Annotated in this window: 15 protein-coding genes and 1 tRNA gene; 13 read left to right on the top strand and 3 right to left on the bottom strand. The window is 60.8% G+C overall.

The features are described from left to right. Positions 1–79: 79 nt before the first annotated feature. The gene (locus tag HK20_RS05675) at positions 80–1,945 is read right to left on the bottom strand and encodes a hypothetical protein (RefSeq protein WP_233129094.1); all 1,866 of its coding nucleotides are present in this window, start codon (positions 1,943–1,945) and stop codon (positions 80–82) included. 220 nt (positions 1,946–2,165) lie between these two features. On the opposite strand from HK20_RS05675, the gene HK20_RS05670 reads away from it, so the two are divergent. From HK20_RS05670 to HK20_RS05620, 11 genes are all read left to right on the top strand, one after another. Further along, entirely contained in the window at positions 2,166–2,567 is a 402-nt protein-coding gene (locus HK20_RS05670; protein ID WP_086646116.1) for a VOC family protein, read from the top strand. 127 nt (positions 2,568–2,694) lie between these two features. Beyond that, positions 2,695–3,510 carry a diaminopimelate epimerase gene (gene dapF, locus HK20_RS05665; RefSeq protein WP_086646115.1) on the top strand — a complete coding sequence of 272 codons (816 nt, stop codon included), beginning with the start codon at positions 2,695–2,697 and terminating at the stop codon, positions 3,508–3,510. After that, positions 3,507–4,754, top strand: coding sequence for a tRNA (N(6)-L-threonylcarbamoyladenosine(37)-C(2))-methylthiotransferase MtaB (mtaB, locus tag HK20_RS05660; protein ID WP_086646114.1), 1,248 nt, complete (start codon positions 3,507–3,509; stop codon positions 4,752–4,754). Before dapF ends, mtaB begins: the two co-directional genes overlap by 4 nt. Position 4,755: 1 nt before the next feature. Continuing rightward, positions 4,756–5,685 carry a signal recognition particle-docking protein FtsY gene (gene ftsY / locus HK20_RS05655; protein WP_086646113.1) on the top strand — a complete coding sequence of 310 codons (930 nt, stop codon included), beginning with the start codon at positions 4,756–4,758 and terminating at the stop codon, positions 5,683–5,685. Between the two features lie 120 nt (positions 5,686–5,805). Further along, positions 5,806–6,111: an AtpZ/AtpI family protein gene (locus HK20_RS05650; RefSeq protein WP_086646112.1), complete on the top strand. Its 306-nt coding sequence runs from the start codon at positions 5,806–5,808 to the stop codon at positions 6,109–6,111. Positions 6,112–6,161: 50 nt separating this feature from the next. Beyond that, a complete protein-coding gene (locus HK20_RS05645; protein WP_086646111.1) occupies positions 6,162–6,911 on the top strand; it encodes a F0F1 ATP synthase subunit A in 750 nt (249 codons plus the stop codon). A 52-nt stretch (positions 6,912–6,963) separates the two neighbouring features. Next, positions 6,964–7,188: an ATP synthase subunit C family protein gene (locus tag HK20_RS05640; protein WP_025828682.1), complete on the top strand. Its 225-nt coding sequence runs from the start codon at positions 6,964–6,966 to the stop codon at positions 7,186–7,188. A gap of 28 nt (positions 7,189–7,216) precedes the next feature. Beyond that, on the top strand, positions 7,217–7,819 hold the full coding sequence (locus HK20_RS05635; protein WP_086646110.1) for a hypothetical protein: 603 nt from the start codon (positions 7,217–7,219) through the stop codon (positions 7,817–7,819). A 35-nt stretch (positions 7,820–7,854) separates the two neighbouring features. Then, on the top strand, positions 7,855–8,349 hold the full coding sequence (atpF, locus tag HK20_RS05630; protein WP_369823033.1) for a F0F1 ATP synthase subunit B: 495 nt from the start codon (positions 7,855–7,857) through the stop codon (positions 8,347–8,349). Positions 8,350–8,376: 27 nt separating this feature from the next. Then, positions 8,377–9,144 carry a glycosyltransferase gene (locus HK20_RS05625; protein WP_086646108.1) on the top strand — a complete coding sequence of 256 codons (768 nt, stop codon included), beginning with the start codon at positions 8,377–8,379 and terminating at the stop codon, positions 9,142–9,144. Next, the gene (locus HK20_RS05620; protein ID WP_086646107.1) at positions 9,138–10,841 is read left to right on the top strand and encodes a glycosyltransferase family 39 protein; all 1,704 of its coding nucleotides are present in this window, start codon (positions 9,138–9,140) and stop codon (positions 10,839–10,841) included. The genes HK20_RS05625 and HK20_RS05620 overlap by 7 nt, the downstream gene beginning before the upstream one ends. On the opposite strand, the gene HK20_RS13295 is transcribed toward HK20_RS05620, so the two are convergent. Continuing rightward, positions 10,838–10,972, bottom strand: a complete 135-nt coding sequence (locus HK20_RS13295; protein WP_255375216.1) for a hypothetical protein — start codon at positions 10,970–10,972, stop codon at positions 10,838–10,840. The genes HK20_RS05620 and HK20_RS13295 overlap by 4 nt on opposite strands. Before the next feature lie 74 nt (positions 10,973–11,046). Continuing rightward, positions 11,047–11,122 (bottom strand) — tRNA-Thr (locus tag HK20_RS05610). Positions 11,123–11,349: 227 nt separating this feature from the next. On the opposite strand from HK20_RS05610, the gene HK20_RS05605 reads away from it, so the two are divergent. Together HK20_RS05605 and HK20_RS05600 are read left to right on the top strand one after the other, a co-directional pair. After that, a complete protein-coding gene (locus HK20_RS05605; protein ID WP_086646105.1) occupies positions 11,350–12,828 on the top strand; it encodes a paraquat-inducible protein A in 1,479 nt (492 codons plus the stop codon). Then, positions 12,825–14,531: an intermembrane transport protein PqiB gene (locus tag HK20_RS05600; RefSeq protein WP_086646104.1), complete on the top strand. Its 1,707-nt coding sequence runs from the start codon at positions 12,825–12,827 to the stop codon at positions 14,529–14,531. The genes HK20_RS05605 and HK20_RS05600 overlap by 4 nt, the downstream gene beginning before the upstream one ends. Positions 14,532–14,535: the final 4 nt, after the last annotated feature.

Genomic DNA, 14,535 nt, shown 5'->3' with positions numbered 1-14,535 from the left:
TGTCCGGAAAGACCTCTCTCTCGTGCCGGGGGGATATACTGCTGACCCGCAGTGCCCCGGCAACCTGTAAAAGACATCCTTACTGGAAGGGTAGGTAACGGAAATCCATAAAGAGTTCGCTCAGGCTGGTGTCTGGCGCGCCACCATTGCCCTCCCACGCATGAATGCGCGAATAGGCAAGCTGCACACCAGCTTCTACCGTACCATAACGGCCTTTAAGGAAACGATACCACGCTCCGATTGTGGCTTCCATAACACTATGGATGTTACTGCCAGCCGCACAATTACCACTCAGCTCGGTATAGCACCCCGTGTTGTTATAGGCAGGGTTGCCGTAACCGTAGGCTTGACCACCTTCCGAGAAGTAGCTGCGACCGGCCTGTTGGTAGCCAAAATAGCCATACACGTCAATGAGCGGGTTGGGGTGGGCGATAATTCCCGCCGTGCCCTGTAGGGAGAACAGGGGCGAGGGCGCACCATTGGCCTTGAGCGTGGCATCGGGCAGCAGCACGGAGCCGTAGCGGCCAATGCCATAACCCGCCAGCCCAGCCAGCCGCACTTCCACCTTGTGCGGAATAACCGGCAGAATCATGGACCCGCCGCCACCACCGCCCACGGCGGTATGGTTTTTGCCCGCCCCAAGGGTGGAAACACGGTCATGCGGGAAGTGGAGAATCCCCTCCACTTCGTAATGGCCCCAGTGCGGGTCCCAGGCGATCTTGCCGATCACATCGGGGGCAATTTCGTTGGGGAACAGGGCGTCGTTGGTCAGGCCTGTGCCGCTGGAGCCCACGGTAACGGTCTGCCCGCCGGGCATGATTACCTGCCCGTCCGATGTGCCGTTGCGGAAGGAATTGGTGCTGTACAGTGTTGCCGAGTTTTCAATCGAAAGGCCGGTCCACAGGCGGTGGCTCAGGAAGTCCTTTACAAAGCGGAACTGGAGCTGCCGCGCCCATGTCTGCCCTGCCAGCATGGAGGATTCTATGGTTTCAGGCAGGCTTTCCTGTCGGGGGATAATCCCTACGCGACCGGGGGTGAGCATGCTCCACGCCTGCCCGGCAAGGAAGTGGAAGTTCTCCTTGCTGTTGTCATACGCAAGGTAGGCCTGACGCATGCGGAAGGCGTAGCTGTTGCTCTCATACGCATCGGTGGTGGCGGCACCCGCGCCAAAGTCCATTTCGAACACGCCGGAAATGGTGGAGTATTTGTCAATATTCCCACGCGCCATAAGCGAGAGGCGGCTGTAACGCGCGCTGCCCTCAAAGTTGTCGGTATGGTAGCGCGGTTCGTTCTTGAACGGTGTGTCCTGCCAGAAGTTGAAGGTGCCGCTGGCGGTGTGGCGGTTGCTCTCCACGGCCGAGGCATCAATAAACCCACCAAGGATCAGGGTAACGGGGCCGATGTGGAATACGCCGTGGTCACCCAGTGCACCTGCCGCCTGTGCGCCCGCCGTTTCGCGCGAGTGGGGGCCAACGCCGTTTTCCGCCAGACGGGAGATCACGTCTTCCGCGCGGTGGCCAACAACGGATTCTACGGTGGGGATGTCATCCGCGCTGCCAAACACGGGCTGGGCGTCCGGGCCGCCGGTATGGAAGTGCCCGCTGCCGCCAAGGTGGTGGACTCCGGGTTCTTCCTCATGGTCGGCGGAGTGTACGGCAATGCCGGCCTCGCGGTCGGCGTCATCCATGCTGGCAATCTGGTGGGTGGCCAGGCCGTGATGGGCCGCGGCACTCCCCGCATGGGCAACCGAGCGGTGCGCGGCAATCTGCTTTTGCACGCTTACCAGAGCTTTCTGCAAAGCCCGCTGTTCGGACTGGATGCGCGTAATCTGCTGTTCCAGCGCATCAAGCGCGGCTTCGTCCCCTGCGGCCATGGCTGGCGTGCCAAGGCACAGCAGCAGCGGGCCGGAGGCCAGCATTGTGCCCATACACAGGCTGGCTTTCATGCAGTGCGCCCAAGAGGCGTGCAGGGACTTAAAGATGCGCATGCTCTCTTCGTTTTCTGGCAAGTGTTACGCGGGAACCTATTTTGATCAGAACCATTTTAGCCCCCCCTTAGTAAAGAGAGACATGCTTAAAAAATAATTTCAGAACAAACGCGCTTGCCGTTAAAGAAGGCGCAATAGAGTTTGAAAAAAACAGAGCATTGGGGAAAAGGAAGTCTTTATGGCCAGAATGATCCACAGCATGCTGCGTGTGCTGGATGAACAGAAATCTGTCGCCTTCTACGCTAATACGCTGGGGCTTGCCCCGGTCGGGCGCTTTGAGTTTGACAGTTTTACACTGGTCTATCTGGCCAATGACGAGCAGAGTTTTGAGCTGGAACTCACCATCAACCACGGCCGCACGGAGCCTTATGCTCTGGGGGATGGCTATGGGCATCTGGCGGTTTCGGTGGCGGATGTGGTGGCCGAGCACGCGCGCATGCACGCAGCGGGCCACCCGGTTACGCCGGTTAAAACCCTGCAGCACGAGGGCACGGTGATCGGGCAGTTCTTCTTCCTGACCGACCCGGACGGCTATAAGATCGAGGTGCTCCAGCGCGGCGCGCCGGGCCGCTTTATCTAACCCCACCTAGCGCATACAGGCCGGGACAGCAGGGGCCGCGCCATGCTATGCCTTACGGGCCAGTACAGCGCCTACCCGTGCGGGTGGGGCATGGCATCCCGGTCTGAATTGGCATATAAGGCGCGCAATGCTGACCTCTTTTTACAAAATGCACGGTCTGGGGAATGATTTTGTCATCCTCGACGAGCGGACGGGCGACCTGCCCCTTACCCCCGGCCGCATTGCAGCTCTGGCGCACCGCCGCCGGGGTATTGGCTGCGACCAGCTTGTAACCCTGCGCGCGCCTACGGCGGATGGGGCAGATGTGCTTGTGCGCTTTTTCAACCCCGACGGGTCAGAGGCCGGGGCTTGCGGCAATGCCTCGCGCTGTGTGGCCGATCTTGTGTGGCGCTGTAGCGGTAATGCAACACCTGTGCTGCAAACCCGCGCAGGCGTGCTGCCCACCAGCAGAACCCCCGACGGGCTGATTACGGTGGACATGGGCGCTCCACGCACCCACTGGCAGGATGTGCCACTGGCCATGGCGGTGGATACACTGCACCTGCCCTTGCCGGGTGACCCGGCGGCGGCTTCCATGGGCAATCCGCACGCCACGTTTTTTGTTTCCGATTTTGGTATGGTGGCGCAGGGGCATGCCTTAGAGCACGACCCCATTTTTCCCGAACGTGCCAATATCGGTTTTGCCCGCATGGACGGGCCGCACCACATGCGCCTGAAGGTGCATGAACGGGGTGCCGGCGTGACCGAGGCCTGCGGGTCCGGTGCATGTGCCGCCGTGGTTAATGCCGTGCGGCGTGGCCTTGCCGCACGGACCTGCACGGTGGAGTTGGATGGCGGCACCCTGCACATTGTCTGGTCCGAGCAGACGGGCCATGTACTCATGACCGGCTCCGCCACCACAGCTTTTGAAGGGACGGTCGATCTGGCCGCCTATCCATCATGACCACCCGGCCAGAAATCCTGACCTTCGGCTGCCGCCTGAACACGTGGGAGAGCGAGGTCATGCGGGACCACGCGCAGGGGCTGGGCAATGTGATCATTGTCAACACCTGCGCGGTTACGGGGGAGGCGGAGCGGCAGGCAAGGCAGGCCATCCGCCGCGCACATCGTGAAAACCCCGATGCCCGCATTGTCGTGACCGGCTGCGCCGCCCAGATCCACCCCGAAAACTGGTCCACCCTGCCCGGCGTGACCCGCGTGCTGGGGAATGAGGAAAAACTGAAGGCCGAAAGCTGGTCCCCCGCGGCACTGGCCGAGCCTGTAGCCGTATCCGACATTATGGCTGCAAGGGAAACGGCCGCCCATCTGGTCACCGAGTTTGCAGGCCGCACCCGTGCGTTTGTGCAGGTACAGCAGGGGTGTGACCACCGTTGTACCTTCTGCATTATTCCCTTTGGGCGCGGGCCTTCGCGCTCCGTGCCGGTTGGGGCCGTGGTGGAGCAGGTGCGCGCACTGGTGGGGGCTGGCTACCGCGAGGTGGTGCTGACCGGGGTGGACATGACTTCCTGGGGCACGGACCTGCCGGGCAAGCCCGTGCTGGGGCAGTTGTGCCGCCGTGTGCTGCGGCTGGTGCCCGAGCTGGAGCGGCTGCGCCTGTCCTCGGTTGATCCGGTGGAAATTGACGAGGACATCTGGCAGCTGCTGGAGGCCGAGCCCCGGTTTATGCCGTATCTGCACCTCTCCCTACAGGCCGGGGCGGACCTTATTCTCAAACGCATGAAGCGCCGCCATCTGGTGGAAGATGCCGCCCATGTTGTGGCGCGCGCCAGAAGCCTGCGGCCCGATATTGGCATTGGTGCCGACCTTATTGCCGGGTTCCCCACCGAGGATGACGCCCTGTTCGAGCAGACGCGTGCCTTTGTGGCAGATATGGCGCTGCCTTACCTGCATGTGTTCCCCTACAGCGAGCGTGAGGGAACCCCGGCTGCGCGCATGCGTGCGGTGCCCGTGCCCCAGCGCAAGGCGCGTGCAGCCGCCCTGCGTGCGGTGGGGGCCGCATCTGCAGCACGGTACTATGCAAGCCTGCTGGGCCAGCCCCAGCGTGTGCTGATGGAAACCCCCACAACAGGACATAGCGAGCAGTTTGCACCCGTCCGCCTGAGCGGGGCCGAAGCCTCGGTCGGGGATATTCTCTCCCTTCTGCCCATCGCGGTGGAAGAGGGCGGACTGGTGGCGGAAAGGATCTAGAATGGCGCTTGGTTTTTTCTCTCGTCTCAAGGAGGGGCTGTCCCGCTCCACCCAGAAGCTGGGTGGCGGGCTTACGGGTATTTTTACCCGCCGCAAACTGGATGACGAGGCGCTGGAGGAACTGGAGGAACTGCTCATTACCGCAGACCTTGGCCCCGGCGTTGCAGAAAAGGTGATTGAGACTTTTCGATCCAGCCGCTTTGGTACCGAAGTCACGGATGAGGAAATCCGGCTGGCTCTGGCCGAAGAAATTGCCCGGATTCTGGAGCCGGTAGCCGTGCCGTTTACCCCCGACCCCGCCCACAAACCGCACGTGGTGCTGGTTGTGGGGGTTAATGGCGTGGGCAAAACAACCACCATTGGCAAAATGGCCCGCTTTTTTTCCGCTCAGGGCAGCAAGGTCATGATGGTGGCGGGCGATACGTTCCGTGCCGCAGCTGTAGAGCAGCTCCAGATCTGGGGCGAGCGCACGGGCTGCCCGGTTATTGCAGGCCCCCCCGGAGCTGATGCCGCAGGCCTTGCATACGAAGCGCTCAAGCGTGGCAAGGCCGAAGGGGCGGACCTTGTGTTTGTGGATACGGCCGGCCGCCTGCACAACAAGTCGGCCCTGATGGAAGAGTTGGCAAAAATTATTCGCGTCATGCGCAAGTTTGATGAAAGTGCGCCCCATTCGGTCCTGCTGGTGCTGGATGCTACAACGGGGCAGAACGCCGTGGAGCAGGTGCGGGTTTTTCGCGAACTTGTGAACGTGAGCGGGCTGGTCGTGACCAAACTGGATGGCTCGGCCCGTGGCGGTATTGTGGTCGCACTGGCCGATGGGTTCGGCCTGCCGGTGCATGCCGTTGGCGTGGGCGAACAGGTAGAGGATCTGCGGCCTTTTTCCGCTATGGACTACGCGCGCGGGCTGGTTGGCCTGCCCGGAACAGAGTGATCGGCGGGGTGGCGCAAATGCTACGGAGCAATATTTTGGCCCATAAGCCTGCTAAGGTTTCTTGACAGGATATGGCAGCCCCGTTAGCAAGCGCCTGCACCCCCTTGGGAGGTGCGAGGTATGTGTAAGGAAAAAGACGATTCCTTCAACGCCAGATTGCAGTCGGCAGAGCGCCGCTACGGTCTGGTCAAGGAGGAAAAACCTCAGGTTGATGCAAACATGGAGGCCGACAGGTCTCTGGCTGCATTGGCGTTCAGAGCCGGGACAGAAATGCTCGCGGGGCTGATTGTAGGGGTTGCCATAGGGTGGGGGCTGGATCACTGGCTCCATACCCGGGCGTTGTTCCTTGTCATCTTCGCACTTTTGGGCGGTAGCGCCGGAATGCTGAATGTTTGGCGTCTGGTCAGGACGATGGACGTAAAGTAAGAAGCTGAAGCCCGGATATTCGATTCGGGGCAAGGTCTAGGAGAGCGGTTGTGGCGGGCGGTTCCAGCATTAACGTACTTGAACAGTTTGAGCTCCACCCCGTTCTTGGTGGGCTGGGCGAGGCCCTGCGCTTCAGCCAGTCTCCGCTGTACATGATCGCGGCAGTCTGCCTTGTTCTTGCGTTCCTGTATTTTGGCATGCGCCCCGCAGCAGTTGTACCCGGCCGGCTTCAGGCCGCAGCCGAGGTCTGCTACGAGTTCATTCATAACATGGCCGTGGATACGATCGGGCCGGAAGGTGCAGCCTTCTTCCCGTTCATCTTCACCCTGTTCTTCTTTATTCTGGCGGGGAACTACATCGGTCTTCTGCCGTTCTCCTTCACCTTTACCAGCCATATTGCTGTCACCTTCGCCATGGCGTTCATGGTGTTCCTGCTGACGGTTGTTGTGTCGCTCAAGGTGCAGGGCCTGCGGTTTTTCGCCCACTTCATGCCGGACGGCGCCAGCCCCTTTCTGGCACCCCTGCTGATCCCGATCGAGATTCTCTCGTTCCTTTCCCGCCCGGTCAGCCTGTCCATCCGACTGTTCGCCAACATGGTTGCCGGGCACGTCATGTTCGATATTTTCGCAAGCTTTGTTGTCATGCTCGCCGGTTTTGGCGTAGTGGGTGACGTGTTTGCGATCGGGCCCATCGCCATTAACGTGGCGCTTATGGCTCTTGAGTTGCTTGTTGGGGTATTGCAGGCCTACGTGTTTGCCATCCTGACGTGCATCTACCTGCGGGAGGCCGTGGCTCACTGAGCTGCTTTGCCCGTTTCGTTTGAAACTGTCTTGAAACAAGGAAGTGACTGATATGGACATCGCTGCAGCCCGGGAAATCGGTGCAGGTATCGCCGTTATCGCCCTCGCCGGCGTTGGTATCGGCCTCGGCAACATCTTCTCCACGCTGGTCAGCAGCATTGCCCGTAACCCGGCGGCTCGCCCGCACGTGTTCGGTCTGGGCATGCTCGGCTTCGCACTGACAGAAGCTATCGCCCTGTTCGCGCTGCTGATCGCATTCCTGATCCTCTTCGTCTGAGATCGGGAAAACAAGAGGAGACATTCCTGTGGGTGTGATTACGAAGACAGTTCGTGCCGGACTGCTTGCAACGGTTTGCGGCGTTTCTTTGCTGGCCGTTTCGGCACCTGGTGCATACGCCACGGGAATGCCTCAGCTTGACTTTGCCAACCCACTCGTGACCGGTCAGGTCATGTGGGGGGCAATTATTTTCTTCGTCTTCTATCTTGTTCTCAGCAAGGCCATGCTGCCGGGTGTTGCCCGCGTTCTGCATGACCGTAGCCAGCGTATTACAGGTGATCTTGAGGTCGCCCGGTCCGCTAAACAGGATGCTGACAAAGCCGTAGCCGAACTCCAGCAGGCCCGCAAAGATGCCATGGCAGAAGCCCAGGCGCATCTTCAGAAGGTTCTGGATGAAGAGCACCGTGCGGCCGAGCAGCAGATGCAGGAAATCAACGCACGTCTGGCTTCCGAAATTGCGGACGCCGAAAAGAATGTTGCGGCAGAAAAAGCGCGGGCCTTGAGCGCGCTTAAAGAAATTGCGGCCGATACCACACAGGCGCTGGTCCAGCGGCTGACAGGTGTTGCGCCAGACGCCCAGCTTGTTGCCCAGAGTGTTGAGAGCGCATCCGCGCATCGCAGCATTATCTGAAATCCGTACTCAGGGGAATTTTGGTCATGACTGACATTTTTCATGTGGCGGGTTTCTGGGTCGCTGTTTCGTTCGTTCTGTTCTTTGTGCTGGCCGGTAAAAAGCTGTGGACGCCTATCGCGTCCATTCTGGACAACCGCGCCAACCTGATCCGTGAGGAACTGGACGAGGCAGCCCGCCTGCGCCGCGAAGCCGAGCAGATGCTCGAAGATGCAACGCGTGAGCGTGAACAGGCTCTGGCGGAAGCCAAGTCCCTTATCGAGCAGTCCCGCATTAAGGCGGACGAAATGGCCAAGCAGGCCCGTGCAGAAGCCGAGGCCGCCGTGCGCCGCCACGAGCAGATGGCGCGTGACCGGATTGCCGCCGTTGAGCGCGCCGCCGTAAAGGAAGTGCGCCAGCTTGCTATTGATGTGGCGGTCAATGCTGCGCACAGCATTATCCCCCAGACCATTGATGAGCAGAAAGCCTCTGCACTGGTTGATCAGGCACTGGCAGACCTGCCCGCTGCGTTCTCCCGTCAGGCAGCTTAAGCCCATCTCCCTTCAGGGTGCATATGTATGACACAAACGGTGCAAACCTCTGTGTCGCAGGCAAACGATGTTCAGCCCGTGCTGAGCATCGTTATTGCTGTTCTGGACGAGCAGGATAACCTGCCACAGGTCTGCCGCGAACTGGCCGAAGCCTGCAAGAGCCTCCCTCCATCGGAAGTCGTGTTTGTAAACGACGGCAGCCGGGATAACACGGTGGCCGTGCTGCGCCAGCTTCGGCAGGACTGCCTGCCTAACCTGCGCATTCTCTCGCACGATCGGTGCTGTGGTAAGTCCGCCGGGTTGCGCACGGGCATTACCGCAGCAAAAGGCGCGTGGATTGCCACGATTGATGGGGACGGGCAGGACGACCCGCGTGAACTGGTGGCACTGGTGGCTCTGGCCCGGGCTGCACAGGGTACGCCCCCGCTTGTGGTTGGGGTGCGCGCCAAACGGAAGGACGGCTGGTCCCGCCGCTTTGCCACGCGCTTTGCCAATGGCCTGCGCCAGAGGCTGCTACAGGACCACTGCCCGGATACGGGTGCCCCGATCAAGATTTTTCAGCGCGCCGATTTTTTGCGCCTGCCCCAGTTTGAGGGCCTGCACCGGTTTATGCCCGCCTTTTTTGCCTCTTATGGGGTGCCTCTGGTGTGCCACCCGGTTTCGCATCGGCCGCGGCTGCATGGGCAGTCCAAATATACCAATTTCAACCGTGCTGTCGTGGGTGTGCGGGACCTGCTGGGTGTTATGTGGCTGCGTAACCGCACCCGGCTGCCCAGAACGGTTGATGAATGCTAGGGCCTGCACGCGGGGCCCGTTCCCTGCCGTGGCGTGTGCTGGTGCTGATCGGTCTGGCGGCTTTTGTGCTGTTTCTGCCCGGCCGCATGACAACTCCCCCGTTTGACCGGGATGAACCACGCTACATGGAAGCATCGGCCCAGATGCTGGAGACGCACAACTACATAGATGTGCGCTTTCAGGACAAGCCGCGCTACCTTCAGCCCGCCGGTATTTACTGGCTGGAATCCATGGCTGTTAAGGCCGTGGGTATGGATTACGCCCGCACGGTGTGGCCGTACCGTATTCCTTCCCTGCTGGCCATGACCGGAGCGGTGGTGCTGACTGCCATAATGGGGGCCAGCCTGTTTGGGGCCATGGCCGGGGTCGGGGCTGCGGTCCTGCTGATGGCCTCGGTGCTGGTGGCGGCGGAAAGCCGTATGGGCACGATTGATTCGTGCCTGTTGCTCAGTGTGCTGGTGGCCCAGTACGCGCTGGTACGGGCACTGGCAGACAGGGAGGCAGCACGCGCCACACCTGCGGGCACGGCGCTGCTGTTCTGGGGGGCAGTGGGCTGCGGGCTTATGCTCAAAGGCCCGGTTGTGCTTATTCCCTCCCTTGCAACGCCGTTGGCGATGGGCTGGGTGGAGCGTAATCTGGACCTGTGGCGCAGGCTGCGCCCGGCATGGGGCTGGCTTGTGGCTGCTGCTGTGGTGCTGCCATGGTGCGTGGCCATTGGGGTGGTCAGCCATGGCGAGTTCTTCCGGCGTGCGGTTGGTGGGAACTTTCTGGGCAAGGTGGCGTCCGGGCAGGAGGCGCACGGCCTGCCGCCGGGCTACCACCTGCTTGTGTTCCTGATCGCATTCTGGCCCGGCTCCTACTTTGCCGCCAGTGTGCTGCCGCAGGCATGGCGGGAGCGGCGCACTCTGCCCGTGCGTTACCTGCTGTGCTGGATTGTGCCGCACTGGGTGGTGTTTGAAAGCATAGCAACCAAGCTGCCCCATTACGTGCTGCCCACATACCCCGCCATTGCCATACTGAGTGCGGGCCTGCTGGCGCAAAGTGGTGTGGTGTGGCGGAACGGCCCGCAAACCCGCTGGGGCCGCCTGCTGCTTGGGGCCTATGCCGTTTTGTGGGGTTTTGCCGGCTGTGCGCTGGCCGCAGCGGGGCCACTTTTACTGTGGACGCTGGAGCGCCAGTTTAGTGTTCCCGCCCTTGTGCTGGCGGGTGGCGTTCTGCCGCTGGTTGGGCTGGCGGTGTGGCAGATCTGGCGGGCGGAACTGTGTTATGCAGCACTGAGCAGCTGTGTTGCGGCGGCCTTGTTATATGTGGGGCTGTTTACGGTTGTGGTGCCGCAGTTGCGCAGTATCTGGCTGGCACCCCGTCTGGTGGCACTGGTGCAGGCGCATAAACCCTGCGCGCAGACACAGGTTTATTCCGTTTCCTTTACCGAGCCCAGTCTGGTGTTCCTGATCGGGGGCAAGGTGGTGCTGGGGAGCCCCGCACAGGCCGCACAGGCCATGCGCGACCACCCGGCCTGCACCGCAGCCCTTGTGGATGTGCGTGAACGCAAGGCGTTTATGGAAGCACTGGGCGCGGAAGCACCAAAGGCGTTCAGCCGTGGTACGGTTGCAGGGTTGAACTATTCCAACGGCCACGCCATGGCGATCAGCCTTTACACGCTGGACACTCCGGCGGTGGATAAAACACCCCACTAAATCTCGCCATCGGGGCGGTGGGGGCGGGCAAAGGCGCCTGTCTGGCTATCTGCCGGAGAGTCTGCTCTCTCCCGCTTTTTGGAGGCACCTGCGGAGCACGCGGGGTGTGCATCGTCTGCTGCTTTGGTCATACGGGCATGTCTGCGTAAGGCTGTAAACGCGCCAGTGGCGTGCAGCAAAGCATATGACAATTTAGGGAAAAAGGTGGTGCCCGCTGACGGATTCGAACCATCGGCCCCATCATTACGAATGATGTGCTCTACCAACTGAGCTAAGCGGGCACAGCAGTGTGTGCGGTAGGCTGACTATCATGATCATTCAGAGCATGCAACATCCATTACGGCAGGAAAGGGGGCTTTTCTCCCCCATATTCCGGTGTGGGCCGGTTTTTTTTATTCTTTGCTTTGGGGGGCGGAGCACAAAAGCGCTGGGCGCAGGTCTGTATGGCAGGGGTGCCATACGGTTTTTTCAGTTACAGGGGGGGCGGTTGGTATTAAGAACAGAAGTGATGAACGCAACGCAAGTCATGGCCCTGCTGCGGGAGGCTCTGTTCCCCGGCCGGGATGTCCCGGTTGATGAGGAACGGCACGTCCGGCTTTTGCGCGGGGTGGTGGAGTGTCCGTGCTGCGGACATTACCAGATTCTGCCAGAGCTTAACCCCGGTACACAGGCGCGCTGCTGCCGGTGTAACCAGTTGCTGGACCGGCGTAACCGCACATCCCCCATAGCAACGCCACTGGCCTTTTGCATCAGCTCGGCTGCGCTCTACCTTGCCATGCTGGCCTCAACCCTGATGATGCTGGACCTGTACGGCCGCCAGCGCACGGTCAATATCCTGACCGGCCCGATTGAACTGCTGCATGAAGGTTGGGGCGAGGTTGGCGTGCTGGTGGCCATTGCCACCATTATTGTGCCCGGTCTGGTTATTGGCATGATGCTGTCCATTCTGGTGGGGGCGTTGCAGCCCCGGCTGCCCTTCTGGGTGCCGCATCTGCTCAAATGGTACGAACGCCTGCGCCCGTGGTCCATGGTGGAGGTGTATATTCTGGGCGTGTTCGTGGCGTACACCAAACTGTCCGATCTGGCTTATGTGCAGATCGGGGCTGCGGTGTTTCTGGTCTCGGGCCTGATGCTGACCATGTCCGCTACGGATGCCACGCTGGATACGGAGCTGATCTGGGAACGCAGGCAGACAGACCACAGCCTGCGCCGCATGGATAACAGGCGCGTCCGCCTGACATGCGAGAGTGTGGCGCGCCACACCCCTCTACCGCCGCCTTCGCACATGGCATCGTGCCTGTCCTGCGGGGCTGTGCTGGCGTTTGATGAGGCCATGCCCACAACCGAGGCTCTGGGCTTTTGCCCCCGCTGTGGCCATGTGGTGCGCCGCCGCAAGTCCAATGGCCGTATGCGCGCGCTGGCACTGCTTATTTCTGCCGTGGTGTTTTACCTGCCAGCCAATATCTACCCGGTCATGACCGTCATCCGCCTGGGTGGGGGCACGGGGCATACCATTATAGCCGGGGCGGTGGAGCTATGGCAGGACGGGATGATCCCGCTCTCGCTGCTGGTGCTGTTTGCGAGTGTAACCGTGCCCGTGCTCAAGATTTTTGGTCTGCTGTTCATGCTCTTTACCACATGGCGGCGCTCGGAGCGCTGGCTGGTGGCACGGACCAAGCTTTACCGGGTGATCGACATTATTGGCCGGTGGTCCATGATTGACGTGTTCATGGTTTCCATTCTGGTGGCCATGGTCCGCTTTAACAGCATGGCCAGCATTACCGCCAATGGGGGCATGGTCTGCTTTGCCGCCGTGGTGGTGCTGACCATTTTTGCGGTGCATGCGTTTGACCCCCGCGTTATGTGGGACGTGGTGGGCGACAATGAGACATCCTCCGATTGCGGCCTTGCCGGGCGGGCAACACCCGCCCCCGCGCCGCAGACAACTGCCGCGTATTTGAACAATATGGAGCCGGACAGGGCGTGAACGACAGGCACAATTCTCCAAAACATGGTGAAAGTGACAATCAGGATGCGCTGGTGCGCAGGATCCGGTTTTCCATTATCTGGGTTATTCCCATTATTTCGGTACTGATCGCGGGCTTTCTGGTCTGGCGTAGCTTTATGGATAACGGGCCGGAAATTTCCGTTATCTTTGATACCGCCGATGGCCTGACCAGTGGGCAGACACAGGTCAAGAACAAGTCCGTGGTGCTGGGAACGGTGCAGAACATCTCCCTCACCCCCGACCTGCGCCATGTTCGTGTGCTTATTCGCATGAACAAGGGCACCAATGACATGCTGACCGACAAGGCACGGTTCTGGGTTGTGCGCCCCCGCATTAACGGGGCCAGTATTACCGGGCTGGAAACGCTGATGTCTGGTGCGTACATAGCCTTTGACCCCGGGCTGGATGAAAGCGGGCATAATTCCGGCCAGCACATGGACCAGTTTGAAGGGCTTGAAGCCCCACCGGGCATGCGCTCGGACCAGCCGGGCCAGACCTATACGCTGGTGGCCAACAATATTGGTTCAATCGGGCAGGGGGCTCCTGTCTTTTTCCGCGATGTGGATGTGGGGGAAGTGCTGGGCTACACCATGCCGCCCGGTGGGCGCGGGCCGGTGCTGATCCAGATTTTTGTCAAGGAACCCTACGACCATTACCTCAATGGGAGCACACGGTTCTGGAACGTCTCGGGCGTTAAGGTGGGCTTTGGGGCCGGTGGGCTCAAGGTTCAGTTGCAGTCCCTTCAGGCGCTGTTCTCCGGTGGGGTGGCGTTTGGCCTGCCCCCGCTGGAGGAGGGCAAACTCCAGCGTGACCTGCCCATGGCTGAGGCCAATACCGTGTTCAAGCTCTATGAGAGCGAGGAAGATGCCCAGAACGCCGGGTACCATGAGCGTGTTCCCGTTGCCACGTACCTGACCTCCTCCGTCAAGGGGCTGGCTCCGGGGGCTGTGGTCAGCATGTTTGGGATTCAGGTGGGCAACGTGACCAGTGTTAAACTGGACATGACCTCCACCCCCGGCCACCCGCGCGTGCGTATTGGCATGGAAATCCAGCCCGAACGGGTGATGACCTCCAAGGAACTCTCGCACGAGGAGGTTACGGCCATGCTGCGGACACTGGTGGCCAACGGCCTGCGGGCCTCCACCGACAGCGCAAGCCTGCTGACGGGGGAAGGGCTGATCTCGCTCAACTTTGTCAAGAACGCAGGCAAGGGCACTACCAGCATGGAGGGCACAACGCTTGTTATCCCCGGTCAGCCGGGGGGGATGAGCGGGATTATGGAATCGCTTTCCACCGTAACCGACCGTCTGGCGGCTATGCCGTTTGAGCAGATTGGCACCAACGCCAACAACCTGCTGGCCCATGCGGACGAAACGCTGACCAGCCCGGATGTTAAGCAGTCTCTGGCCAGCCTGCGTGTGTCCATGCAGCATTTTCAGGCTTTAACGCAGGACCTGCAAAAAGGTCTGGCACCTCTTAGCCAGCGCCTGCCTGCCATGGCCGAGCAACTGGACCAGATGCTCCACAACGCCAACCGCCTGCTGGCCAGCTATGGGGGCAACAGCGACTTCAAGCGCAGCCTTCAGGCCATGGTTATCCAGCTTGGACAAACCGCGCGCTCCCTGCGCTTTTTGTCCGACTTCCTGACCAACCACCCCTCTGCGCTCATATCGGGACGATAAGATC

The sequence above is a fragment of the Acetobacter sp. DsW_54 genome, assembly GCF_002153575.1.
In the GTDB taxonomy this organism is placed as follows: Bacteria; Pseudomonadota; Alphaproteobacteria; order Acetobacterales; family Acetobacteraceae; genus Acetobacter; species Acetobacter fabarum.
This window is presented reverse-complemented; position numbering and strand designations above follow the sequence as displayed.

Excerpts from the sequence above, each read along its gene's own strand:
- HK20_RS05675 (WP_233129094.1), bottom strand. The coding sequence starts at position 1,945 with ATGAAAGCCAGCCTGTGTATGGGCACAATGCTGGCCTCCGGCCCGCTG.
- HK20_RS05670 (WP_086646116.1), top strand. The coding sequence starts at position 2,166 with ATGGCCAGAATGATCCACAGCATGCTGCGTGTGCTGGATGAACAGAAA.
- dapF (WP_086646115.1), top strand. The coding sequence starts at position 2,695 with ATGCTGACCTCTTTTTACAAAATGCACGGTCTGGGGAATGATTTTGTC.
- mtaB (WP_086646114.1), top strand. The coding sequence starts at position 3,507 with ATGACCACCCGGCCAGAAATCCTGACCTTCGGCTGCCGCCTGAACACG.
- ftsY (WP_086646113.1), top strand. The coding sequence starts at position 4,756 with ATGGCGCTTGGTTTTTTCTCTCGTCTCAAGGAGGGGCTGTCCCGCTCC.
- HK20_RS05650 (WP_086646112.1), top strand. The coding sequence starts at position 5,806 with ATGTGTAAGGAAAAAGACGATTCCTTCAACGCCAGATTGCAGTCGGCA.
- HK20_RS05640 (WP_025828682.1), top strand. The coding sequence starts at position 6,964 with ATGGACATCGCTGCAGCCCGGGAAATCGGTGCAGGTATCGCCGTTATC.
- HK20_RS05625 (WP_086646108.1), top strand. The coding sequence starts at position 8,377 with ATGACACAAACGGTGCAAACCTCTGTGTCGCAGGCAAACGATGTTCAG.
- HK20_RS05620 (WP_086646107.1), top strand. The coding sequence starts at position 9,138 with ATGCTAGGGCCTGCACGCGGGGCCCGTTCCCTGCCGTGGCGTGTGCTG.
- HK20_RS13295 (WP_255375216.1), bottom strand. The coding sequence starts at position 10,972 with ATGACCAAAGCAGCAGACGATGCACACCCCGCGTGCTCCGCAGGTGCC.
- HK20_RS05605 (WP_086646105.1), top strand. The coding sequence starts at position 11,350 with ATGAACGCAACGCAAGTCATGGCCCTGCTGCGGGAGGCTCTGTTCCCC.